The organism is Flavitalea antarctica (assembly GCF_054461535.1).
In genome coordinates, this window is the sequence record NZ_JBTLQG010000024.1 from 1 (window position 1) to 25,158 (window position 25,158).

At 43.7% G+C, this 25,158-nt stretch carries 23 protein-coding genes and 1 pseudogene; 7 read left to right on the top strand and 17 right to left on the bottom strand.

All coding sequences use genetic code 11. The features are described from left to right. From ACX0G7_RS18615 to ACX0G7_RS18660, 10 genes and pseudogenes are all read right to left on the bottom strand, one after another. Nucleotides 1-199 (bottom strand): annotated as a pseudogene (locus tag ACX0G7_RS18615) (30S ribosomal protein S4); the annotation flags it as partial. A 135-nt stretch (nt 200-334) separates the two neighbouring features. Then, nucleotides 335-736: a 30S ribosomal protein S11 gene (gene rpsK, locus ACX0G7_RS18620; protein ID WP_458925026.1), complete on the bottom strand. Its 402-nt coding sequence runs from the start codon at nt 734-736 to the stop codon at nt 335-337. 157 nt (nt 737-893) lie between these two features. Next, entirely contained in the window at nt 894-1,274 is a 381-nt protein-coding gene (gene rpsM / locus ACX0G7_RS18625; protein WP_458925027.1) for a 30S ribosomal protein S13, read from the bottom strand. Between the two features lie 110 nt (nt 1,275-1,384). Then, nucleotides 1,385-1,501: a type B 50S ribosomal protein L36 gene (ykgO, locus tag ACX0G7_RS18630; protein ID WP_279297482.1), complete on the bottom strand. Its 117-nt coding sequence runs from the start codon at nt 1,499-1,501 to the stop codon at nt 1,385-1,387. A gap of 18 nt (nt 1,502-1,519) precedes the next feature. After that, nucleotides 1,520-1,738 carry a translation initiation factor IF-1 gene (gene infA / locus ACX0G7_RS18635; protein WP_458925028.1) on the bottom strand — a complete coding sequence of 73 codons (219 nt, stop codon included), beginning with the start codon at nt 1,736-1,738 and terminating at the stop codon, nt 1,520-1,522. Nucleotides 1,739-1,860: 122 nt separating this feature from the next. Next, a complete protein-coding gene (locus tag ACX0G7_RS18640; RefSeq protein ID WP_458925029.1) occupies nt 1,861-2,259 on the bottom strand; it encodes a hypothetical protein in 399 nt (132 codons plus the stop codon). Between the two features lie 94 nt (nt 2,260-2,353). After that, nucleotides 2,354-3,223: a carbon-nitrogen hydrolase gene (locus tag ACX0G7_RS18645; protein WP_458925030.1), complete on the bottom strand. Its 870-nt coding sequence runs from the start codon at nt 3,221-3,223 to the stop codon at nt 2,354-2,356. A gap of 199 nt (nt 3,224-3,422) precedes the next feature. Continuing rightward, the gene (locus ACX0G7_RS18650; RefSeq protein WP_458925031.1) at nt 3,423-4,484 is read right to left on the bottom strand and encodes a fatty acid desaturase family protein; all 1,062 of its coding nucleotides are present in this window, start codon (nt 4,482-4,484) and stop codon (nt 3,423-3,425) included. A 160-nt stretch (nt 4,485-4,644) separates the two neighbouring features. Further along, nucleotides 4,645-5,382 carry a bacillithiol biosynthesis deacetylase BshB1 gene (gene bshB1, locus ACX0G7_RS18655; protein WP_458925032.1) on the bottom strand — a complete coding sequence of 246 codons (738 nt, stop codon included), beginning with the start codon at nt 5,380-5,382 and terminating at the stop codon, nt 4,645-4,647. 101 nt (nt 5,383-5,483) lie between these two features. After that, entirely contained in the window at nt 5,484-6,620 is a 1,137-nt protein-coding gene (locus ACX0G7_RS18660) for a serine hydrolase domain-containing protein (RefSeq protein WP_458925033.1), read from the bottom strand. 154 nt (nt 6,621-6,774) lie between these two features. Between ACX0G7_RS18660 and lpdA the strand changes: the two genes are divergently transcribed. Together lpdA and ACX0G7_RS18670 are read left to right on the top strand one after the other, a co-directional pair. Then, the gene (lpdA, locus tag ACX0G7_RS18665) at nt 6,775-8,178 is read left to right on the top strand and encodes a dihydrolipoyl dehydrogenase (RefSeq protein WP_458925034.1); all 1,404 of its coding nucleotides are present in this window, start codon (nt 6,775-6,777) and stop codon (nt 8,176-8,178) included. Nucleotides 8,179-8,352: 174 nt separating this feature from the next. Beyond that, on the top strand, nt 8,353-9,501 hold the full coding sequence (locus ACX0G7_RS18670) for an NAD(P)/FAD-dependent oxidoreductase (protein ID WP_458925035.1): 1,149 nt from the start codon (nt 8,353-8,355) through the stop codon (nt 9,499-9,501). A gap of 16 nt (nt 9,502-9,517) precedes the next feature. Here the strand turns inward: ACX0G7_RS18670 and ACX0G7_RS18675 are convergent, their stop codons facing one another. Continuing rightward, entirely contained in the window at nt 9,518-10,789 is a 1,272-nt protein-coding gene (locus tag ACX0G7_RS18675; RefSeq protein ID WP_458925036.1) for a M43 family zinc metalloprotease, read from the bottom strand. Between the two features lie 339 nt (nt 10,790-11,128). Between ACX0G7_RS18675 and ACX0G7_RS18680 the strand changes: the two genes are divergently transcribed. Next, entirely contained in the window at nt 11,129-11,968 is an 840-nt protein-coding gene (locus ACX0G7_RS18680) for a glutaminyl-peptide cyclotransferase (RefSeq protein ID WP_458925037.1), read from the top strand. A gap of 12 nt (nt 11,969-11,980) precedes the next feature. On the opposite strand, the gene ACX0G7_RS18685 is transcribed toward ACX0G7_RS18680, so the two are convergent. The 4 genes from ACX0G7_RS18685 to ACX0G7_RS18700 form a co-directional block, all read right to left on the bottom strand. Next, the gene (locus ACX0G7_RS18685) at nt 11,981-12,880 is read right to left on the bottom strand and encodes a class I SAM-dependent methyltransferase (protein ID WP_458925038.1); all 900 of its coding nucleotides are present in this window, start codon (nt 12,878-12,880) and stop codon (nt 11,981-11,983) included. A 79-nt stretch (nt 12,881-12,959) separates the two neighbouring features. After that, nucleotides 12,960-13,535: a hypothetical protein gene (locus tag ACX0G7_RS18690; protein ID WP_458925039.1), complete on the bottom strand. Its 576-nt coding sequence runs from the start codon at nt 13,533-13,535 to the stop codon at nt 12,960-12,962. 16 nt (nt 13,536-13,551) lie between these two features. Further along, nucleotides 13,552-15,216, bottom strand: a complete 1,665-nt coding sequence (locus tag ACX0G7_RS18695; RefSeq protein WP_458925040.1) for a hypothetical protein — start codon at nt 15,214-15,216, stop codon at nt 13,552-13,554. 107 nt (nt 15,217-15,323) lie between these two features. After that, nucleotides 15,324-18,422, bottom strand: coding sequence for a tetratricopeptide repeat protein (locus ACX0G7_RS18700; protein WP_458925041.1), 3,099 nt, complete (start codon nt 18,420-18,422; stop codon nt 15,324-15,326). 293 nt (nt 18,423-18,715) lie between these two features. Between ACX0G7_RS18700 and ACX0G7_RS18705 the strand changes: the two genes are divergently transcribed. Further along, nucleotides 18,716-19,123, top strand: a complete 408-nt coding sequence (locus ACX0G7_RS18705) for a DoxX family protein (protein ID WP_458925042.1) — start codon at nt 18,716-18,718, stop codon at nt 19,121-19,123. 25 nt (nt 19,124-19,148) lie between these two features. On the opposite strand, the gene ACX0G7_RS18710 is transcribed toward ACX0G7_RS18705, so the two are convergent. Then, entirely contained in the window at nt 19,149-20,624 is a 1,476-nt protein-coding gene (locus ACX0G7_RS18710) for a D-alanyl-D-alanine carboxypeptidase/D-alanyl-D-alanine-endopeptidase (RefSeq protein ID WP_458925043.1), read from the bottom strand. Nucleotides 20,625-20,675: 51 nt separating this feature from the next. Here ACX0G7_RS18710 and ACX0G7_RS18715 point away from each other — a divergent pair, with 51 nt between their 5' ends. Next, nucleotides 20,676-21,926, top strand: coding sequence for a competence/damage-inducible protein A (locus ACX0G7_RS18715; protein WP_458925044.1), 1,251 nt, complete (start codon nt 20,676-20,678; stop codon nt 21,924-21,926). 127 nt (nt 21,927-22,053) lie between these two features. Beyond that, on the top strand, nt 22,054-23,523 hold the full coding sequence (locus tag ACX0G7_RS18720) for a dihydrolipoamide acetyltransferase family protein (RefSeq protein WP_458925045.1): 1,470 nt from the start codon (nt 22,054-22,056) through the stop codon (nt 23,521-23,523). 55 nt (nt 23,524-23,578) lie between these two features. Here the strand turns inward: ACX0G7_RS18720 and ACX0G7_RS18725 are convergent, their stop codons facing one another. Further along, nucleotides 23,579-24,121 carry a SixA phosphatase family protein gene (locus tag ACX0G7_RS18725; RefSeq protein ID WP_458925046.1) on the bottom strand — a complete coding sequence of 181 codons (543 nt, stop codon included), beginning with the start codon at nt 24,119-24,121 and terminating at the stop codon, nt 23,579-23,581. 79 nt (nt 24,122-24,200) lie between these two features. Between ACX0G7_RS18725 and ACX0G7_RS18730 the strand changes: the two genes are divergently transcribed. Continuing rightward, the gene (locus ACX0G7_RS18730) at nt 24,201-24,920 is read left to right on the top strand and encodes a hypothetical protein (protein ID WP_458925047.1); all 720 of its coding nucleotides are present in this window, start codon (nt 24,201-24,203) and stop codon (nt 24,918-24,920) included. Nucleotides 24,921-25,158 lie beyond the last annotated feature (238 nt).

The window sequence follows — 25,158 nt, forward strand, 5'->3', positions numbered from 1 at the left end:
TCTCGAGTACACCGTACGTGTATTTCGCTTTCTGTTTTTCTTTCAGCTGCAATGCATACTCACCCGGAGCTTTACGCTTACGGGTTGGTCCGTGCTGACCTGGAGGAAAACTGTTCTTTGTAAGATACTTACCATTTCCAAGGATCGGCTCACCGAAAATCCGGCAGATCCTTGTTTTGGGTCCTGTGTAACGTGCCATAATTGATTAGATGATTTTTTATTTACGATGTGCGATCAGTAAAAATCTTAAAAATGAATCGCACACCTTTGATGAAAAATGATTATCGGCTGTTCACCGGATACCCAACAAACAACAGATAATGCTATTAAAAGTTTATACGCGTCTTTTCTTCGGAGGACGGCAACCATTGTGAGGTAAAGGCGTAACGTCTTTGATCATCACCACTTCGATACCTGAATTAGATAAAGAACGGATAGAGCTTTCACGACCAGCACCGGGACCTTTTACGAATACATCCACTTTCTTTACGCCGGCATCAAAAGCGGTTTTCGCTGCGTCAGCTGCTGCCATCTGGGCCGCATACGGTGTGTTCTTCTTTGATCCTTTGAAACCCATCTTACCTGCGCTGCTCCAGGAGATCACCTGGCCGGTCTTATTGGTAATGCTGATGATGATGTTGTTGAAACTTGCTACGATATGTGCATCGCCATAATTCTCAACTTTTACGATTCTCTTTTTCGCAGCGGCTTTTGCGCTGGCTTGTGCTTTTGCCATAAATCAATACAATTGGAGGTAATCAATTAACATTTACAGATACATCCCGTCTGATAATGGAGCGTTCCGTCTGATTTGGGAACGTCCCGTTAAATACGGGAATGAACCGATCCTACTCCCTTTCGGGTATCCGGCACCGGTTCAATACGTTTATTTATTATTTCTTGGCGGCTTTCTTCTTACCGGCAACTGTCTTACGTTTACCTTTACGGGTACGGCTGTTGGTACGTGTACGCTGTCCACGAACCGGCAGTCCTTTACGATGACGGAGACCACGGTAGCAGGCGATATCAAGCAAACGCTTAATGCTCATCTGAACCTCTGAACGAAGCTGACCTTCTACTTTAAATTCATTGGTAATAATGGTACGGATAGCATTCAGCTCATCATCATTCCATTCATTTACTTTCTTATTAACATCTATCTCAGCTTTGTTCAGTATATACTGAGCAGTTGTGAGGCCAATGCCAAAGATATAAGTAAGGCCTATTTCGCCTCTTTTAGTTTTTGGTAAGTCTACACCGGCAATACGAGCCATAGTTTATTTTTGTTTTTTTATTTTGAATTTCAATTGTAAAAACAATTGAGGAAACGTAAATGCAGTTACAATTGACAATCCAGTTTGCTGTGCAATCGGGCTTGCAAATATTATCCCTGTCTTTGTTTGAAACGAGGGTTCTTTTTGTTGATCACATACAGAACACCCTTCCTGCGAACGATTTTGCAATCAGCACTGCGCTTTTTAATAGATGCACGAACTTTCATAATATCTGTTTTAAACTATTATTTATACCTGAATATGATCCTTCCCCTGGTCAAATCATAAGGGCTCATCTCCACTCCCACTTTATCACCAGGCAAAATTCTGATGTAATTCATTCTCATCTTTCCTGAAATTGTCGCCAGTATTTCATGACCATTTTCCAGTTTTACCCTGAACATCGCATTTGAAAGGGCCTCGATGATCGATCCATCCTGCTTTATAAGTGGTTGTTTACCCATACTATTTTTCGGAGCGCAAAGATAGGCAATTCAGCGGGAAATAAGAAAAAATTAGGATCTTTTTACCTTTTGAGGTAAAAACCCGGTTATTTTCCGCTGACGTTACAGATAATACCTTCTTTTCAGGCTGGATTCAGCTCTACTTTTGTCATGGAGAGATAGTGATTCTGCAACTCATGAACATAGATGGCCTGGTGCAGTCTGCGTTTATCTTCTCTCCACCAGATCTCGATGTTACTGAAATCATCTTTTTTTGGAACTAGTATCCTGAATGAACTTTTACTGTATTTTACCGAACCATCTTCGTTTTCGTGCCTTTCGAATCCCAGCTTTAGTAACTGGGCGTCATCAAGCACTATCGGATAAATCTCCTCCGGTTTGAACCAGAATGACTGGACTGATGTTTCGACACAAACTTCCTTATCTTCCCTGTTCAGCTCTTTCACAACCCCTTCAAAACGCTGACCTTCATATTCGGCCATTACAATATCTCCCGGCTTTAAATCGCTCAATTTGATCATATAAAGAATGTTTTAGACTTTCAAATTAAGGATTTTTTACAAAACTCAAGCCAGTAGCTTAAAGAACGGACCCGGCTAACGCCCGTTGGGGATCCTAATCCTGATCTATATACCTTTTTGTTATCTGATCGTAGGAATCAATCCGCCTGTCACGCAGGAATGGCCAGTGTGTACGATACCGGTCCGTTTTGGCCAGGTCAATTTCCTGTACAACTACTTCCTCTTCTTCATGGGAAGCCTGGTATATTACCGTTCCAAATGGATTAGAGATAAAAGACCCTCCCCAGAACTTCATGGCACCCTCCTGTTCGTAACCTACGCGGTTTACACTAACCACATGAACCCCATTGGCTACAGCATGGCTGCGTTGAATGGTTTGCCAGGCATTGTACTGTTCGATATTGGTATCTTCCTCCTGCGAGGTCGCCCATCCGATTGCGGTGGGATAAAACAGGATCTCAGCTCCCATCAGCGAGGTGATCCTGGCCGCCTCAGGGTACCACTGATCCCAGCAGATCAATACGCCAAAGGTGGCATATTTCGTTTTCCATATCTTATAACCCAGGTCTCCGGGTGTGAAATAAAACTTCTCATAGTAAGCCGGATCATCCGGGATGTGCATTTTCCGGTATTTGCCAAGATACTTTCCATCCGCATCTATCACCGCGGTAGTATTATGATAAAGGCCCTGTGCCCTTTTCTCGAACAGCGAAGCGATGATTACCACGTCCAGTTCTGCTGCAACTGTGCTCAAGGTTTCTACCGAAGGGCCGGGAATGGGTTCAGCGAGGTTGAAGTATTCATAATCTTCCACGTCACAGAAGTATAAGGAAGTGAAGAGCTCCTGCAAACAGATAATCTGTGCACCTTTCGCAGCTGCTTCCCGCACCTTCGAAACCGCTTTAGCCAGGTTCTCCGACTTCTCACGGACACAACTCATCTGGACCATCCCGATTTTAACCATAATTCAAATCTTTTAAATCTTGGAAAAGTTGATTAAATAAGCAGACTGTCAGCGTTTTATCCAAACTAAAACTGATGCCCGGAAACGGCGCAAATTTACGCTTTTTTCAGTTATCCGGCCTTCACAAATTCAAGCACAAAGCCCGAATAAAAGGTTAAATGATTATCCTCTTATCCGGGCTTTGGGTTATGAGCAATTATTAGTTCTGACCCATCTGCCTGAGATAGGCAACGTGTGATGCTACTGCAAGCCTCATACGTGGATATTCGATATAATTTATACCGTATTCCTGGCAAGCCTGTTTAATGATCTTGCTGATGGCAGGATAATGCACGTGAGAAATCTTAGGAAAAAGATGGTGTTCTACCTGGAAGTTCAACCCTCCTACAAGCCAGCATATCACCTTGTTACCTGTTGCAAAGTTTGCGGTTGTTTTAATCTGGTGAACAGCCCACTCATCCTCCAGTCTGCCGGTCTTTTCGTCTGGCATCGGGAAATGTGTATGTTCAACAGTATGCGCCAGCTGGAACACTATACTCAGGATAAATCCAGAAAATAAACCATACACCAGGAAACCGATAGCCCAGTTACCTACGCCTACCATGTAAATCGGCAGCGCAACAAACAGGAAAAGGTGCAAAACTTTAAACGCCCAGAATGAAATGTGATCCGCGCGGGTCATCTTTTTCAATGGTACGCTACCCACTCTTTTCAGAAAGTATTTTTTATAATCTGTTACGAATATCCAATAAAGGTAAAGTAATGAATATGCTGCCCAGAAATAGAGGTGCTGATATTTATGTATTTTATAGAATTTCTGGGTGTCGCACAAACGAAGAAACGGCTTTGCATCAATATCATCATCCAGTCCATCCACGTTTGTGTATGCATGGTGAATAACATTGTGTTTTGTTTTCCACATAAAGATATTCGCACCAAGAAAGTTGAGTGACAAAGCAGCAAGATCATTTACCCATTTGTAGCGACTGAAGCTGCCGTGGCCGCCATCATGCATCACATTAAAACCAATTGCGGCTGTAAAACCACCTAAAGCAATACATTCAACCAGGGCCAGCCACACAGGCGGCGTAAAAAACACAAGGTGAATATAAGTGGCGATCAGCCCAACAACAAGAACAATAGCCTTGAAGTAAAGGTGAAAGTTGCCGGTAGATGATTTACCGGATTCCTGGAAATACACAGAGATTCTCTTTTTTAGTTCACCGTGAAAGGAAGTAGGAACCGCAGAGAATTTTGGCATTATCATATTTGAACAATTAAAAAGTTGATAAACAGACGCAAATCTACGCTTAAACGCCTGCATTTAAGTCAGAATAGTGTAAGATTGAATATGCGTTACATTAATTTAAGGTTTCTTACTGAAAAACCCTTATTGACCATCAGATTGATTTAGGATCTGCTCAGGTTTCGACCTGTATGATAGCATCAAGGGACTTAATACCAATCTTTTTCTGGCTAATGAAACCTTCAGCATATTTCACGCCAAGACGCTTCCCCAGCATTCTTGCCCTGGCAATAACGCTATCGAGAAAATCGGGCGTTGAAATGTAAGTTACGGGACCTTCCAGGCCGGCATCGGATGTAAAAAACTGTGTTGAGTAAGCTTCGATTGCCTTCATTCTTTGATCAAAAACATCACTGATGTCAATGAGCAGATCAGGTTCATGATACCAGTCCTGGATATAATGTAACACGATCTTTGGTCTCCACTTTTCCTGCTGCCTGCCTGATGCGTCGCATGTCTGGATTTTCACCAGTCCTGATAAATAAGCCGCATCCGCGATCAGATGACCAGCCCTTCCATGATCGGGGTGCCGGTCATCAAGTACGTTCGCAAGTATAACATCCGGTTGATATTTACGTATCGCAGATATCAGTTTCAACACATGTTCCTCATCGTTCCTGAAAAAACCATCGCGGAATTTGAGGTTCTCCCTTAGGTGTACCCCCATGATTTCCGCTGCCGCGGCAGCTTCTGCATAACGGGTTTCAATGTTGCCCCGGGTACCAAGTTCACCCTGGGTGAGGTCAAGTATACCAACTTTTTTTCCAAGCCTGATTTCATTAATAATAGTGCCCGAACATCCTAATTCTATGTCATCAGGATGAACCCCTATTCCAAGTATATCGAGTTTCATGTTTTTAATTGAAGATCAAAAATAGTCGAAATGAGTTATGATTATCAGGTTATGGTGTGTGAAAACTTAGGATGGCTCATCTTGTAAGTGTCAAAACCGGTTCAAAGTTGTTTTGCAAATTTTATCATCTCTTCAACTTCCTCAAAACTGGTGTTAACACGTTTGGCGGATCTCTTTTTTCCGAGTCTGACCATGACCACCTGTCTGGAAGGAATCACTATGATATACTGACCAAGTATGCCCCGGGCATAAAATATCTTTTCTTCGTCCGGATATATCCACCACTGGTACCCATAATAATTGCACGGATCTCCTTTTTCATCGGGAATCATGCATGGCTTAACGGAAGCCTCGAAGTAGTCGCGCGTGATGATTTCATTTCCGTTCCACCGCCCACTGTCGAGCATCAGAAGTCCGAGCCGGGCAAAATCACGTGCATTGGAATTGAAACAACAATATGCTTTTTCATTACCACCGTCTTTATCTGCACTCCATAGTGCCGGATGCGCCGCACCCAATGGCTTCCACAATTTGTCGGAGGCATAGCTGCTCAGGGATTTACCGGTTACTTTTTCAACGATCATGGCAAGCAACTGCGTGTCACCCGACTTATAATTGTGTTCAGTGCCCGGGGTTTTTATAATATCTACTCCGGCAGCTGTTTCGTTTGCATGACTGCCATAATAGATCTCTGTAGTTACTGATAAAGGATTTGCATAGGATTCATCCCAGTTGCTGCCACTGCTCATGGTTAACAGGTCAACAATTTTTAGTTCCTTTCTCCTTCCCTCGTTAAATTCAGGCAGGTATTTGCCAACGGGATCGTTTACTGAGCCGATAAGGCCATCTTTTATTGCTGTTCCGATGAGAAGGCTGGTTATGCTTTTTGCCATGGAAAATGAGTTCGACCAGGAAGAATCGTTATAGCCGTCCCAATAACGTTCAATAATTACCTGGTTATCTTTTATTACAAGGAATGAAACGGTTTCGAGCTCGCGCAGCAAACTATCGAGCGTGACCGGTACCGGGGTTTTATTAAGATCTGCCGAAACCGCCAGGGGTTGCGGTATGCCGGCACTCACGGTATTATTCGAAAAGATCTTGTAATCGTCAATATCTGCAAAGTTATAAGCTACTGCCCTGAAGAGATAGGTTTTGCCGGATACCAGGGCAAAAACAGAGATCAGGGCGATGAGGCTCAAAAGCATTATGGCAAGCCTCCGGAGGAATTTCTTCATAACCAGTATTTATTCCGTGAATATAATGATTTGCACTAACGCTTCCCATCCCCACCAAACCTTGAGTTTTGGCTAATTCCCCGATGTGAAGTAGTTTCGCAAATCGTTTATTTTCAGAATGGATCTCATCTAAACATTAAATCATTAAATTAATATGGCCTACGATCTAATTGTTCTCGGCAGCGGTCCCGGTGGTTATGTGGCAGCAATCCGGGCTTCTCAGCTGGGTTTCAAAACAGCGATAATTGAAAAGGAAAGTCTTGGTGGTGTTTGTCTCAACTGGGGTTGTATACCAACGAAGGCTCTTCTGAAAAGTGCTCAGGTATTCGACAATATAAAACATGCAAAAGATTTTGGGATTGAGGCAAGCGGACAGCCAAATTTCGAAGCCGTGATTAAGCGTAGCCGCGGAGTAGCTGATAAAATGAGCCGGGGTGTACAGTTCCTGATGAAGAAAAATAAGATTGATGTGGTGATGGGAACCGGTAAACTGAAAGCAAAGGGACAAATTGAAGTTACCGGTGCAGATGGAAAGACTCAGCTGGTTGAAGGTAAACATATCATTATTGCGACAGGTGGCCGTAGCCGTGAGTTGCCAAACCTGAAGCAGGATGGCAAAAAAGTGATAGGTTATCGTGAGGCGATGTCATTGCCAACACAGCCTAAGAGTATGATCGTAGTTGGAAGCGGCGCCATCGGCGTTGAATTCGGGTATTTTTATAACAGTATGGGAACCAAGGTAACCATCGTTGAATTTTTGCCGAGGGTAGTTCCGGTTGAAGATGAAGATATTTCAAAGGAACTTGAAAAGAGCCTGAAAAAATCAGGGATCGAAGTATTGACCAGCTCTGAAGTGCTCAGCCTCGACACTTCTGCCAACGGTGTTAAGGCAAAAGTTAAAACACCGACTGGCGAAATAGTTCTTGAAGCAGATGTTGTATTAAGTGCTGTAGGTGTTAGTGCAAACATTGAAAATATCGGACTTGAAACGCTCGGTATAAAAACTGATAAGGGCCGTGTTGCGGTGGATAAATTTTACAAAACCAATGTAGAAGGATTCTACGCCATCGGTGATTGCGCTCCTGGCCAGGCGCTCGCACATGTTGCTTCCAAAGAAGGTATAATTTGTGTTGAGGCAATTGCCTATGCTGAGAAGAAGCATGCACATCAGCCGGAAGCTCTTGATTACAACAACGTTCCGGGTTGTACCTATTGCAGCCCTGAGGTTGCATCTGTCGGATACACAGAAAAACAGGCTAAAGATGCCGGCTACGAAATAAAAGTCGGAAAGTTCCCAATGAGCGCGTCCGGCAAGGCTTCCGCGGCAGGACATACTGAAGGCTTTGTTAAAGTGATCTTTGATGCTAAATACGGCGAATGGCTGGGTACGCACATGATCGGCTACAATGTGACCGAAATCATCGTTCAGACTGTCACTGCACGCAAGCTCGAAACCACTTATCATGAAGTGCTGAACAGCATCCATCCTCACCCGACTATCAGTGAAGGCATTAAAGATGCTATTGAAGTTGCCTATGGAGAAGCAATTCATCTGTAATAGTGATAATTAATAGTCAAAATCCCCGCCCCTGAAGGCGGGGATTTTGTTTTATGTGGCTGCCCGGTTTTTGGGTTTGGCTGTTAAATTCCTGAGTTTTGCCTTACAATCGTATGTTTGTCTCACGATTGATAAGTCAAATGTTTCTTACACCACATTGTTTAAAGCATCAAAATGACTGAATACTCATCATCTTTATCAATCTGGGAAAAGGAAAGCTTTTATGCCAGCCGGGATATTATCATCATCGGTGCCGGTCTCTCCGGACTTTGGTCAGCATATCATCTGAAAAAATTAAAACCATCCCTTTCCATAACCATCGTTGAAAGAGGACTTATTCCTTCCGGGGCCAGTACGCGCAATGCCGGCTTTGCCTGTTTCGGAAGTTTCACTGAATTACTCCATGATCTTGAATCGATGGGAGAAGACAAGATGCTTCAACTGGTGAATATGCGTTACCAGGGCCTGCAACAGATCATGAAATCTTTCAATCCCGCCGAAACGGGTTTCACGCTTTGCGGGGGATATGAACTGATCATTCAAAAAGAAACCAGCGCGGATCGGGCCTTTGAAGATAAGATGCACCTGGTCAATAAGCTGCTTTCTGCTATTCTTCCTGCACAAACTACTTTCCACTTTGCAGATGATAAGATAAAGAAGTTCGGTTTTCAGCATGTAAATCACCTCATCGAAAACGATATGGAAGGATACCTGCACCCTGGCAAACTTTGCCAGGTTCTTAGCCGCCGGGTGCAGGCAGCTGGTGTCACTATTCTGAACGGAATTAACGTGAATGGTTACACGAGACTTGATGGGCGGGTGGTTTTGCACACCGACAAGCAATACGATCTGTCGGCAACCAATCTGTTGGTTTGTAACAATGCATTCGCCAGCGCAATCTTACCAGGCATTGATGTTGTAACTGCCCGCGGCCAGGTGTTATTAACGGATGAAATACCGAACCTCAGTTTCCGGGGAACCTTCCATGCTGATGAAGGGTTTTATTATTTCAGAAATCATGGTAAAAGAATTCTGCTTGGTGGTGCAAGGAATGAAGATTTCGAAGGTGAGACTACAGGTAACATGCAGACAACTCCAGGGATCCAGGATGCATTGGAAGTGTTCCTGAAAAAACATATCCTTCCTTCCACCCCCTACACGGTATCTGACCGTTGGAGCGGTATTATGGGAATGGGAAAAGAGAAGCTGCCGATAGTAAGAGAAATTGAACCAAACGTATTCTGCGCAGTAAGAATGAGCGGTATGGGCGTTGCCTTAACGCCGGTAACAGGTGAAAAGATAGCAAGGCAAATGTTACTCTGAAGAAGCCGGTACCAACCTAATAGGCGGTCTTTAGCAGCCGTATCGTCGGTTTATCATCCCCAACCTTGATAAAGTATATACCGGTTGATAACTCAGCTATGTTCAGGGTCATCTGGTTCGAGGTGATCACCTTATACATAATCATCTGTCCGTGCTGGTTAAACAACGATACATATTTCCCGGTAAGGGTTTCGTCGCCACCAAAGTCGATCGTTACACCTGATTTAGCGGGGTTAGGAAAAACCCTCACCTTTTTATCGTCAGCGGGATCTACAGGAATATCAACCGGGGGCTGGTTTCCAGGATCGGTGGCTGCAGTTGAGCTTAACAGTGCATGACGCGGACCCCCGTCATTAAAAAGGGTGCGCATGCGCAGTTTTTGCCCTTTGGTAAACAAATTAGTACATGCATCTTCGGTAAGATCCATGAAGTTCATATACATGTTTCCGTTAGGCGCATTTCCACAGCTGATCACTATGGCTCCCGTAGGACATCCACGTGTATAAGTTTGTTGGGGCGGAGTATCTTCTACCATATCATCACCGCATAAAAGGTCGCCCCAAATATGGACAAGTCCGAGCCAATGACCAACTTCATGTACCGCTGTCCGGCCTTTGTTATATGGTGGGGCCGCAGCACCGGTATTGCCAAATGCATTGAAGCGAACCACTACTCCATCCCTGTTTTTATCTGAACCGGGTGCACTGGCATATCCAACTATACCCGCAGCCATAGGTCCAACCCAGATATTCAGATATTTATCAGAGTCCCACGCATCATCTCCCCCGGTCGAAGAAAATTTAATGTCATCATCCATCGAGAAGCCGGTTACGTTTGTGGATTTCCGGATGATGCCCGTAGTTGGAAAACCCTGCGGGTTAACCTTAGCGAGGCTAAATGTAATGTTACAGTCAGCTGCAACAGAGCGGAAATGTTGAGGTGTATTAGAAGTGTCGGCATTTTTCCGGCGGAAGTCACGATTAAGTATGTCTAACTGCGTAAGGATCTGCGCTTCTGAAATATTCTGTGCAGATCCATTAAACAACACATGAACCACCACGGGGATGTTGATCACGGTCTGTTCAGTCGGGTTATCCTGGGTACCTAACATCCTTAACTCGTTGTCACCCGGCAAAAGGAATTGAGCGATTGATTGTTGCCGGGCCAGAAGAGATGGATTCAATTCCTGTTGCCTGGAATTATATTGGGAGGAAACACATGACTGCTGTGACATCACCACATTATGAATAAAAACACCAAAAATCACTAACAGTCTGGATCGGATCATGAGTCTCAATTACACTTTTCTTTCATATGGTATCTGTCAACGCCATATGGTTTTGTACACAAAATAAACGTTACCTGTAAAAGCATTTGACTGCTATCCAGGTTCGCAAACGGGAATTTCCAGGATGAGGGTATTGACCAGCGGGCCTGCGTTTCGGGGGGTAAGCGAAATGTATGAATGCGCAATACTCCGGAAAAATACCGGAGTTCAGTCTTGTGCAGCCTGTAAAGTGATAAAAAAAAATTAACAAATCAAAATCTCCAGGCGCTATTTTACACATTTATTTCCTTTTATTTTGTAAGGATTGGGTTTTGAGGCCCCCTGGTTTAAATTCGTCTAATGATGCACAAAAGATTTAAGTATTTCGTTTTTCTTTCTTTAATTATCGCCGCCTGTAATGATGAACCTGAAGAAACTATAACTGAAGATCCACAGGTAAGCACTGCTCCTTCAATTCTTCCTTTTTCGCTGGTGGGTACCCAGCCTCATGATGTGAATTATTTCACCGAAGGGCTTGAGTTCCACAATGGACAATTATATGAAAGTTCGGGACCGTCCACCGACCCAAATGGCACGGGTAACGGGCCGTACCCTTCTGGCTTTGGCATTGTAGATCCTGCAACCGGCAAGGTGACCGAAAAAGTAACACTCGATAAAAAGAAGTACTTCGGTGAAGGTATTACGATCTTCAGGGACAAAATATACCAGGTCACCTATAAGGAAAAAACAGGATTCGTTTATGATTTGAAGACCTATAAAAAACTTCGTGAATTCACCCTGCCCTCTCCAGAAGGCTGGGGACTGACGCATGACACAAGTCACATCATTATGAGTGTCGGTACGAATCAACTGTATTATCTTCATCCGGATTCATTGACAACTGTCAATATCGTAAGTGTCCATGATAACAACGGACCGTTAACTACAAGGCTGAACGAACTGGAATATATCAATGGTTATATCTATGCGAATGAATGGTTAACAAATTACATCGCGAAGATTGACCCAACCACTGGGAAGGTTGTGGGCAGGCTGGATATGTCAAGACAGGTGGCAGAAGCAGCGCAAAGATATCCGGGTGGTAACGAGATGAACGGGATCGCTTATGACAGTGCCAATAACAATATTTTAGTTACTGGTAAAAACTGGCCGGTCATCTATAAGATAAGGTTACAATAAAACGGTTGGCTATTACATCTCCGCAATATAAATCAGCGAACTGCAGCGACTTTTGTCCGTTAATGCTTTCATATTAGAAATTAAACCGTTCACGAAACCCGGGAGGAGCCGCTGTTTGCCGGTTTTGTATTTTTCACTCAGCAGGCTAACGTAAAAACTATCGAACCACATTGGTTGTATTGACGTAATCGTAAATCCATGATGAGTCAGCAACTTTTTCATTGATGCCGGAGAGAAATGATACAGATGTATTGGAATATCATAAGCCGCCCAGTATTCACCATAAGTGGATGCATCACTTGAGGTATAATTTGGTACGGCAATAAAAAGCACCCCACCCGGCTTTAATAGCTTTTTCATTTCAGCGAGGTAACCATGCAGGTTATGAACATGCTCAAGTACATGCCACATAGTAATAGCATTAAAACTATCTGGGCTAAGCCTGAACAACTCTTCGGGTGATTGAAGCGCAATGCCATAGTTACGGAGAGCATTATCGCGCGTTGCGGCGTCCGGCTCCAGGCCTGTCACGGACCAGCCTGCTTTTTTCATGTAAGCCGCAAAGGTGCCCGCTCCTGCACCGATGTCGAGTAAACTACCTTTTTGAAGGCCGGTTTTGCTGATGATCAATCGCTTTTTTTGCCCCAGCGTGAAATTCCGCACAAGGTGGTACAACTTATTTACCACCCCTGCTTTGGTATTGGAATGTGAAATGTATTGAGAAGACTGGTAATACCTGCCTATTGAGTCCTGATCAGGAACATCCTGGGTAAACCGGAGCCCACATGCAGCACATTCCCATATTTCGAACTTCTCCTTTGAAACCGAATGATCTGCAACGGTTAACACAGGCTTGATAGAAGCACTGCTACATGCAGGGCAATGTTGAAAATGTATAATTGTTGAATTCAAGATAGGGTGCAATATAAAACGAAAGTCTGAAGGTGAAACCGCGGCTGCGAAAGATAACAGTTGTAAAAGTCAGAAGAGCCTATCTGGTGCCGAAATATACAAACAAGATGATGATCACGAGCAGCCCACCTATCAGGGCATAAACCGGCCAGGTTTTTTTCTGAACGGGTTGTTTCCCATTATCGTGCAGGTAACCGCTCATTTGGAGATTTGTAAGCTCCTTATCGCCTACCAGCATCGTATGTGCAGTATTGGTCCGGATGATCCGGGTTGCCGGCACCGGTTGAAGAAAAGCGTCTATTGGCGCTATGGCCTCAAAAAAAACATCACCCGTATCATTTCTCTTTAATGCCCCAACTCCGTCCCACGACACTATGGAATCGGCCTTCAGTTTTGCACTGATCCCGTAGGCCCATTCATTATACCATTGCATCGCCTCGTAGTCAGCAACGTTTTTCTTCCTGGCAATAAAAGAGAAGAAATTTTTATCCGGGGTATCATAAAAGCGGTCGAAGCGGTAGTGATATCCGGGGGGCAGTATCTGCTTGTTGGTAAAGTCTGACCTCGCAGGTGTACGTTCTATATAAATCGTACCGATCCCCGGAATACTGAGACTTTTGTGCTGATGAAGATAACTGCTGAGTGCTGGTATCATAGCCGTTGTTGAAAAATCAGAATGAATATGTTATGCCTCCTAATATATTAAACCCAAATACTTCATACTGATTCCAGCGTTCGTATTTGTTATTAAATATATTATTCATCTGCAGCCAAAGGTTGAAATTTTTCGTGATCCTGAATTCTGCACCCGCATTCAGGTCAAAAGCAGCATCACCCTTTTCAGGTTTGCCATCTTTTTTACGGTATTGAGCACCATCCCATGTCCACAATTCAGAGGTGAGCCAAAGGTCCGTAAGAAGCCGGTATTTAACAGAGATGTTTAATTCGCGGGGAAGTAGTCCATAAGCTTTCGGATTCACTTCCAGCCCTGTAAAACTATTAATGGTGATCCCACCCTTGGCACTTAACTTTTCACTCACAGTATAACCAACTTCACCATGAAAATGCAGCACATCTACACTTGGTTCATAAATAACATCAAAAGTTTTACCGTCCACATTGTCATTTACATACAAAGCCATGTTGCGGTGCTTTTGTACCCCGAGCTTACCTGAATATGTAAAATGGTTACCCAGAGAACCTTTGATACCACCATAAATTTCTGTAACCCGATCGTTTAATAAGCCCCCGACTGAATCGTACACTTTCAGATCTATCCATGGATTAACTGCCGCGAATCGCTGGTACGATCCTTTATTATAATAACCGATCCATCCCCCCATCAATGTGAAGCGCTGATTTTCTGTTGTCACTTCAGCCATGATGTTTGGTAACATATGAAAATCGCTTTTATCCCACGAAGGAATTATTCCGCCATGCAGATATAAATTCGGTGTTTTCATGGTTACCGCCGGTGACACCATATATATATTGTTCACCTCGCTGATCGGGTTATTGTTATACTTCTTCCTATAATTTGTAAGGTCCGCAGTAAATCCAAGATTAAAAGCAAAGGTCTCGCCGAAGCTCTTTGTTACCGGAACATTCAAGACGGCATTAGCCTCAGAGCCCGTTGGGGCTTTGTTGTCCGCGAAAACACTTACCCTGAGCGACGGGCTATAGGTTAAACCGAATTCCGTAGGTATAGTGTTCCTGAACTGAACCTTTCCTTCGATGGTCTGAAAACGCTGACGTAGGTCATCCTTGGTGAATTGAAGGGTCGTTGGCTGGTATCCATACAGGAAATATTCATCACTCTTAAAGCCAAGGCTGCCGTTCCATTCGTGATTGTTTTGGGTTTTATGAGTAATGGCACCGCCTACGCTTGTGAGGCTGTTTTTTTGAAAAGGCAGTTTTCCCTTTGATGTGTAATGTTCTCCAAACAAATTATAAAAGGTATTCTTATCGTCCCCAAAGCTAAATCCCACCTTAACATAAGGAAGATGTACATTACCTACTCCTACTTTTATATAATTGCTGTGATCCCAGGCGTTCACGGAATCCACCGAAACTGCCACGGGCTTAAGCTCTGTGGGAACATAAGAGAATAACAGGTTCTGGGAAGGCACAGCATACACCAGCCTGGGTTTCGATGTATCAGCAACCGGCGGCGCCGCATTGAAATTAATTTTTGAACCTTCTTTAAGCACCGGTTTGAAGGTGGAAGTGATATCGATCGTCTTCTTTTTTGTCGTGTCCTGGCCAAAGCCAGACAGGCATATGGCGACTATGGGAGCTGTGGTCAGCAAACATCTTATGACTGAATATACTCTCATTTTGGCTTAGATCTTTTGTTTGATTTAATTTCACTGCAGTGTTCTGTAATGACCTGCTATAAAAAACTTGCAGGTACGTTAACCCCGAATCATTCGTACAATCCTGGTTATTCCAACTTAGAACTTTTTCTTTCTTCTTCAGCAGCGTCTTTCAGCTTGTTCGCTGCTTCCTGCCTGAGCGTTTCAATCTTAGCATTATCAACCACACTCTGATAGGTTGCCTTGGCATTGAAAAAGTCTTTTGTTTTCATGTACACGTCGCCAAGCAACAGGTAAGCCCGGGTAATCCAGTCTTCGTATGAACCCGCTTTATTGATTACCTCAAATGCAGCTTTTTCTGCGTCCGGATACCTGTTCTGCAAAAAATAACAATGGGCTATTTCATACCTTGCTTCCGCAGCATAGGCAGACTTACTTAGTGATATGATGGTGCGGTACTGAGTGATGGCAAGCTCACACTGGTTATTATTTTTGTAAGACCTTGCTATGGCCATATTGGCCAGCACCTTATCATCTGTACCGATTCCCTTTTGATTGAGCAGGTCCTTTGCATTGGTAACAGCCGCATCCCATTTCGAAAGCTGGTACTGGCTGCGCAATAGTCCCCGCATAGCTTCTAGTTTGGTTTCCTGGTTAGAGGCAAAATCTTTCAGCCTTGAGAAGTATTTCTCAGCTTTTTCGTAATTCTTTACGTCGAAGAAATTTATGCGCGCAGCATTCAGCAATGACTTTTCACCAAATTTATGTGGCACCCTGTCAGAAAGAATCTCATACCCTCCTGCAGCTTTTGACCAGTCTTTCTGGTTGAAATAGATTTCGCTTTTGTAGTATAGTGCTTCAAGAGAAAACTTGCCTTCCGGAAATTTTGCGAGATAATCTTCGAATTTTTTTGCTGCTGCAGGGAAATTTCCATTGTTGAACTGGACCTCAGCTTCCTGGTAGGCCAGCTGATCTTCCTGCGTGCCGGAAATACTCTTACCCATTGACCTGGCGAATCCGACATATTCACTGGTTTTGCCCTGCTCGATATAAATTGACCTTGCATTCTCGAGGGCAGCATCAGCCTCAGGTGAATTTGGAAACTGCTTAAGGAGCGTTGTGTATTGTTCCAGGGCCGCATCATTATTATCCTGGTTGTAATAAACGATACCCAGTCTCAGCATTGCTTTAGGCCTCAGCGCAGGATTCGGATCGTTAACTACGTTCTTGAGGAAAGGTATGGCCTCAGGATATTGTTCATTAACCATGTAGTAGTTTGCCAGCTCCATATTTGCATCAGCTATCAGCGGGGATGCGGGAAATTTCCTGGCAATTGAAGACATCAGGGTGATCTTCTCTTTATTATTGGATGTTCCGGCGCCGGCGATCATTCCCTTTTGGAAAGTAGCATAGTCGCTGGCTGGCCATGAAAATTCAAGCACTTTGTTATACATGGCCAAAGCCTTACTGTATTCACGGTTCATATAATAGCAGTCCGCACTTCTTATGTATGCGTCCTGTTCCATAGTCGGTGAATTGATCCGCGGCGTGCCTGCAATCTGGGTAAAAAATCCAAGTGCCTGCTGGTAATTCTCCTTTTTCATGAAGCAATAACCAAGATTGTACTTGGCATTCGTAGGATTTGCTTCTCCGTTGACCGCTCCTGATTTCAGATAATCAAAATAATACCTGATCGCATCGTCAATCCGGTTTATCCGGTAAGCGATCTCACCTTTCCAGAACTTTATAAATGGCAGGTAAGCCGCGTTGTTTACATCCGCTTCGGCTTTTGTTAACAGGTCGTTGGCGGCAAGCAACATACCATCATTAATCATCTCGGTTGCACGTCCATAAAGGATTTTAGCATATTGCCTCCTTGCATTGACTGAATTGGCAGGCATGGCCTCAATCATAGTTAATGCTTCCTTGTAATTATTTGTATTTGCCAGCACGTTTACAAGCAGTTCGCGCGCCTCGTCGCCGTATTCGGAGCTCTTATAGGTGTCGTTGAACTTTTGAAGTTCAGTAAGTGCCACATCCTGGTAGCCGAGTTCGTAGCTGAGCTTGGCATAATTAAAAGTGGCTATCTCCTTCTGCTTTGCATTGCTGTTATTCGATGCTGCTACGAGAAATGCATTTCTTGCATTGGCTTTCTGGTTTGTTTTAAGATAAGCATCACCCAGGAGATACATGGAATGTTGGGCAAGTGAATCACCTCCGTCACCAAGCTGCTTGAATCCTTCGATCGCTTTTGTCCAGTTAGAACCCTTATAATAAGAGTAAGAAAGCTCATAAAGATCTTCCCGTGATACCTTCTCCGATTTTTTCACAAAGGCTTCGAGATATGGAAGGGCTTTATCAAACTGCCCTTTCTCAAAGTAAGCGTGACCAACAAGATGTCTCAATTCAGTATCATAAATCTGTCCGCCACCTTTCATTTTTTGCTCAACATAGGCCAGGGCTTTGTCTTTCTGTCCCTGGGTATACAGGATATTGGCAATATAATAAGGAACCACATTGCTGTAGTTCTTATCATTTTCCACCACCCGGAAAGCGGTAAGGGCGTCATTATATTTCCGCTCATTGAATGATATGTAGCCGTAATAGTAGTTAGCGTCAATATAATTCCTGTCTTTAGGGAGCTGTCTTATCGCATCGAAAAGCGGCCGGGCTTTCTCATATTGTTTATCTGTGAAATAAGAATAACCGAGATGAAATTTCATATCGGCGATCTCTTCATTTGTCAGGTTATCCAGGCTTACCTTTTCATAAAGGCTGGTGGCAGTCGCATAATCCTGCTTTCGGTAATAATATTCAGCAAGGTTGAAACTCATCATCTGTACCCTTGCCGAATTATCCTCCAGGTCAATAAAATCTTTTGCCTGCTGCACAGCGGCCTCTTCGTTCTGGCGAAGCGCACATGCGGTAGTATAATATTTTACCTCCTGGTAGTCGAGCGCCTGGCTGGTCCTTTCAGCATCTCTTTGCCTGAGCTGCAAATCCTTCAAAATCGGATAAGCTAAACTGTACTGCTCTTTCTGATAATAATCCTTCGCCTGCTTAAGATCTTTTTGAGGGTCATTTATGAATTTGGTTTGCTGGGCAAACGAAATCACATGAAGTCCTATAAGAAATACGAGAACTGTAGTTTGTTTCATCCGTTCATTTATTGTTTTTTCCTGGCCCACCGGCCTCGCTCCTGGCAGGCTCTCAAAAATGTTTCCCATATATGTAAGGATTTTAACAGAACAATTGATTCCATTTATCCTTGTCAGGGATTAAACGCAGTAAAGTTTCTAAATATTTTATCCTCTACCAAACATCGTTCCAAACAGCTGTGGATAAGTATAGTAATTAACAATTCGTTCTGATAAAACCCCCTGTTTACAAGGTTTTACATGAGGTATGAAAGCCGACGATTGCAATAAATGCAAAGGTATGATGGTATCTGACTCCATCTCTTATTCAAATATGCCATTCTTTTGAACTAAGATATTATTTTTGACAAAAAACTGCTTTCATGAAGAAACTTCTTTCCATCAGTTATTCCCAGGGTGCTTTCAATATCGCTATGTTGTTGTTAAGGGTAAGCTTTGGAGTCTTTATGATACCACATGGATACGACAAACTGGTAAAGTTTGCACAGATGAAAAACGGATTTATAAATTTTCTTGGCATGGGCTCGGGTGTGTCTCTTGCCCTTGATATATTTGCGGAATTCTTCTGTTCAATCTTCCTGATATTTGGTTTGTTTACGAGGTTAGCGGTGATCCCTCTGATCATAGCCATGTGTGTGGTAGTCGCCATCGCCCATAATTACCAGATCTTCGGAGATGGTGAACATGGTGCCATGTTCCTGGCAGGATATCTCGTAATACTGTTACTCGGACCCGGTAAGATCAGTGTGGATGGTATGATAAACAAATAGGTTATTATTTCAATAGATCATCTATCTACTTCAATAAATCAAGCACCACATACATTTTTTTCACTATCTCTGTCGGACTGCCATTATAGTTGTTGATGATCATCGCAAATGTGTATTTTTTCCCGTTTGCCGATTTATGATAGCCAGCAAAGGCCCGTGAACCGTTGATTGAACCGCTTTTCATTTTCATCCCGTTGTATGTCGGCATCGCATGCAGAAAAGCCGGGAACCAGCTTCTTCCCGAGCTGAATTGAAGCGCCTGCGTGATGGCCCGGGTAGTCACCCGATTCTGAGGGGAAAGTCCGCTTCCATCAATCAAAGAAATTTCAGACTTGCGGATCCCTGTTGCCATCCAGAATTCGATGATCTTACCAAGGCCCTTATCAAGATTGAACCCGGCGTTTTTTTCATTGGCTAAAGTTTTCACAAAGGCTTCGCCATACATGTTGATGCTTTTCCTGAGAAACCAGAATACAAGGCTGTCGAGTGTCGGAGAGCGGTGATCAATTGACAAAACCGGTGATGCAGAAGAAATAAGTGTTGAATAATCATTCCAGGTCGAAGAAGTTCCGTTGACTTTACTTTTGCTTGTCGCTTCGGTGGTGTGAAGTCCTCCTGTGCTTTTTATTTCAATCCCGGGATCAGCTTTAGCTCCGGCAAGCACCAGATGATTTTGTAAACCAAGTGCCAGGGTATGAGCAGGATCCGGCATTGAACCTGAAATGGTGAAGTTTTGTTGATTTGGTGGTATAGTGCCACTGACTACAGCTAAGCTGGCAAACGGTGCAGCATAAATATATGCGTTATCTCCGCTGCCACTTGCTCCGGCCATCACTGAAATATGATATTTCAGTGGTTTCTGGGTAGTGTCCAGTTTAATAACCGTGGCTTGTTTGCCAGTTCCTCCGGATCTGAATACGATATCATATTGATTCTCGCTCCAGTTTAACAAAGTTGTTCCTGCACCATAATAATTGCCTATATCCTGCCAGATGTATCCATCGGGGATGGTTTGCAGATTACCGGGCAGAAGATCATTTACATATATCGTCCTGAGATTAAGACCGGGCCTGGCTTTGACCAGTTCGTCCGCCCATTTTTTTAATAGAAATTCCTTTTTTGTGCCCGCAAATCTCCAGCTTCCAAGCGAAGGATCGCCATTTCCGGTAATACCGATTATGCCGGATTTACCTTCATCGTTGGTTTGCTCATATAAACTGACTGTTGTTTTATAACTGTATTTCTGACCAAGTAACTCAAGCATAGCAGCAGCAGTAAAGAGCTTTTGGGTACTTGCAGGAGCAAGTCCGTACCGGCTGTTCTTCTCAAACACCAAAGTTTGATTATCCGAATCAATAACATATAGACTAACTATAGCCGCTTCCATCTGGGGATCTCTCTCCAATGAAGCAATTGCCTTTCCTAGTTTTTCGCTGATAGTCTGCCCCGACGAAAGCATACAACTGATCGAAAAGGTTAACAGTAAACAAACTTTTTTCATACTTCAGGCATTATTACTTTACACCCGAAATTAAACTCCTTTAATCAGATTATGATTTTCGCATCAATTATTACTATAGGTGATGAACTCCTTATCGGCCAGGTAATCGACACCAATTCTGCATGGATAGCACGTGAGCTTAACAATAATGGTATCTGGCTCAAGCGCCGCGTCGCTGTTGGTGATAACAGGACCGATATCGTGAAAGCGCTTGAAGAAGAAAGCAGGGATGCAGAGATTATACTGATAACAGGAGGACTTGGCCCAACTGCAGATGACATTACAAAACCGGTATTATGTGAATACTTCAATGGAAAAATGATTGTTGATCCGGGAGCCCTGGAGAACGTGAAAACTATTTTCTCAAAGCTATCTAACAGACCGATACTGGAAAGAAATCTTAAACAAGCCGAGGTACCTGATACCTGCACGGTGATTCAGAATAAACGAGGTACAGCACCTGGAATGTGGTTTGAAAAAGATGGAAAGATTTATGTCTCCATGCCGGGAGTACCGCATGAAATGCAGGGAATGATGAATGACCATGTGATCCCGGGTCTTAAACAGTATTTCAAAACGCCCTATATACTCCACAGAACTTTACTGACGGCAGGAGTTGGGGAATCAGTGCTTGCTGAACATATTCAGCATTGGGAATCAAAAATACCGGCACACATCAAGCTGGCCTACCTGCCTAACTATGGCATGGTTCGGTTACGCCTTACCGGTACCAGCGACAACAAAGAGGAATTGGGCCATGAACTTGATCTGCAATTCCAGGAGCTGAGAGACCTGGTAAAAGAATGGCTCGTTGTCGACAAGGATCAGAATCTTCAGCAGGTGGTAGCCGGGTTGTTAAAAGAAAAAGGCAGAACATTAGGGACAGCTGAAAGCTGTACGGGCGGGTATATTGCACACCTGTTAACAGCAGATGCAGGTGCTTCTTCATTTTTTAAAGGGGGGATAGTCAGTTATGACAACCAGGTCAAGGAGAAAGTGTTGAAAGTTAACCATCAGACTTTGGCCACTGTGGGAGCTGTAAGTGAAGAAACGGTTAAACAAATGGTGCAGGGTGCGCTGCTGGAACTCGAAACGGATTATGCAGTAGCTGTTTCAGGCATCATGGGCCCTGATGGAGGTAGTGAGGAAAAACCTGTCGGAACGGTGTGGGTGGCCGCGGGCACGAGGGAAAAGGTAGACACCCAGAAATTTCATTTTCGCTTCAACCGGCAACGAAATATCGAACTGACCGCTAACTATGCCCTTAATCTGTTACGCAAACTGATCCTTGAACAAGGTTGATTTAACTCATCAACTTCCAATAACCGGGAGATTTCAGTATAGTAAGGGTATTATTAGGAAATAATTACCTTTGGCCGGAGGCCGCAGGCACTTAGAGATATAATCAGAATTTAAATAAAGGGTGAATATGGCAATAGTTGAATTGGTAATGCCTAAGCTGGGGGAAAGTATCACTGAAGCAACTATACTTAAGTGGCACAAACAACCGGGCGATCATATCAGCGCTGATGAAACAGTCCTTGAAATTGCAACGGACAAGGTTGACAGTGAAGTACCGTCTATAGCGGAGGGTGTGCTGGAAGAAATATTGTTCCAGGTAAACGATGTTGTACCTGTTGGAGCGGTGATCGCAAAGATCAGGACAGCTGCCGAAGAGGCCGCATTGTATAATGGAGGTGGCGATAACGGCAATGCCGGTGCCCACCCAGGTAATACTAAGTCGTATAATGGATCCCTGCAACCGGAAACTACCGCTTACGGCGCTGCCTCCCCGGGATCGAACTGGCAAAAAATGCCGGATCAGCAACGGAAGGATGCGCCGGTACCGGGCAATCGTTTTTATTCACCCCTTGTTTTAAATATCGCTTCGAGTGAAGGGATCAGCATGACTGAACTTGAACAGATTCCCGGAACCGGTAATGAAGGAAGGGTTACGAAAAAGGATATTTTATCATTTGTAGATAACCGCCGTTCAGGAACCCGGGTTACATCTCCGGGAGGACGCAACGAAGTACAGACTGCCGCAGCTAATGAGTCCGGACAACGAACACCTGCAACGAGCCAGGGCAGTGAGTTACGCCAGTTCAACCAACAGGCCAGTAAGGCGGAACTTTCAACTCAGCCTAACTTTACTGAATCAAATACCCAGTCTCCTGCCATTTACACCGGCAACACGGAGATCATAGAAATGGATCGGATGAGGAAGCTCATTTCGAAACACATGGTGGATAGCAAACGCATAAGTGCCCACGTTACGAGTTTTACTGAGGCCGATGTTACTAACCTGGTACAATGGAGAGAAAGGATAAAAAAAGATTTCGAGAAAAGAGAAGGCGATAAAATAACTTTTACCCCTTTGTTTATTGAAGCCATCGTGAAATGTATCAAAAAGTACCCCTGGTTAAACAGCAGTGTGGATGGTGATCAGATTATCGTAAAAAAAGACATTAATATCGGGATGGCAACTGCGTTACCGAACGGTAACCTTATTGTTCCGGTTATCAGGAGTGCAGATCAGCTGAATCTTGTTGGTCTAAGCAAGCAGGTGAACAATCTTGCCAACAGTGCACGTAACGGCAAACTCAGACCCGACGACACCTCCGGTGGTACATTTACTTTTACCAACGTCGGTACTTTTGGCAGTCTCATGGGAACACCAATTATCAATCAACCGCAGGTAGCTATACTTGCTGTCGGCGCCATCAAGAAAAGACCGGTTGTAATTGAAACGGCCCAGGGTGATTCCATTGCCATACGTCATATGATGTACCTGTCTATGTCATATGATCACCGCATCATAGATGGTTCACTTGGTGCTACTTTTCTGAATGCCGTAGCCAAAGAACTGGAAAACTTCAATCCTCAAAGAGAATACTGACACCAGGCCGCTACTTTTTATAAGCGCTTACCGGATTTAGGTAACCAGTAGTGCATCAATCATTGGACGACATGGCCGGTTTGGCTGCGGTACTTACCGACTGACTTTTTTTGCCATATTTGCGGCTCTCGAGGCGACCATTACCCTTGCCCGATTTAGGCATTTTGACTATGTACAGATTATCATAAGCAGCATCGGGTAAATCTTCCGGAATCGCTTTACTACCGACCAGCATATTCACTACATCATCTATGGTGTTGCTATGACCGACTACAAGCTGGTTGGCGGCATTGCTTTTGAGTGTTTTAATAAAGTTATTGTCTGGCCTTGCGGGATACGTGACCGTTTTGATATGTAATACTTCCCCAAGTGGAGCCGCTGTGTTTTGCGTGCGGGTAGTATTGGTGGAATAGATGTACCTGATCTTTTTGTTCCTTAATGTTTCCCGCAGACTGAGCGCCCGTGCAGTCCCGGCGTCAGACAGAACCGGGTTGTCCGGTGGCGAAGTGGATTTTTCAGCATGCCTGACTACATAAACCTTGTAAGTGCACGAACTGAGTATTAAGCAAGAGAAAAAAACCAGAAAACTAATTTTCATAATGAAATATTTTTTTTGTAAATTCAGAATTAGAGATATCCGACTGCTGCCTGTACGCTAACTTAAATATTTATACACCATGAAAACACTCTCCGAGACCTGGTTCGCTGATGGTTATATAGATTTTGAACTAAAAAAATACACGCTCCTCGCCTATTTGCAGGAAATCAGCAATCACTTCAATGAAAATAAACTATACCCACAACTTTCTGACATCATTTTTCACTACAACAATTTAGTCGCGTTCAGGGAGAACAAGAAATATCTGCAGGAACAGTTTCCTAAAAAACTGACTGGCATACAGATGGAAAAGCTACAGTTACTGTATGAACAACTGATCGAAGATGATGACCTGATGAAAGAGCTCGAAGACATCATTAATTATGCTAGCGACAAAATGAAACGGGCTATCAGCAATGGTACCGAGATATATGAATTTGTAGAAGACAAGCTAACCGTTTTCCCTGTGGGCATCCTTCCCATCAAAATACATGAAGGATATTTTTTTTTAAGCGACGGCAGTACCCGTGAAACGAGGGTATATAAATACCGCCTCAGCATTTTTGAGAAACATGATGAAAAGTACCGCGCCATCAAGACTGAATTCGTGAACCAATGGCAGCGAAACATCGTGAACAGTTACGAGAACATTAAGGCTGAACTTATGCGGCAAAATAAGAATCTTCCGCATCCTGCAGTATATTCGATCGAGACACCGCTGAGTTTTCCTATAGATGAAACGTTACTTCCTATAGCAAAACGAACATTGGTTCGCTATATCTCGGTGAATGCTGCCTAGTCAACTGATTGCCTGCTTAAGATCAATCTCAGCTTAAGGATGTTTCATCGATGACCATGTTTGCAAATTCATTAACTATCTGAAATTCTTCAACCGTACGTTGCATTTCACTATCTGCCCTCCCTCTCGCCACCTTGAGCCTGAAATCTTCGAGTGAGCGAACGAAATAATGGTTGAGCTGAATTTTATTCGATGTGTGAGTAGCCACGGCCCCATTGATACGCTCAAAGTTTTCATT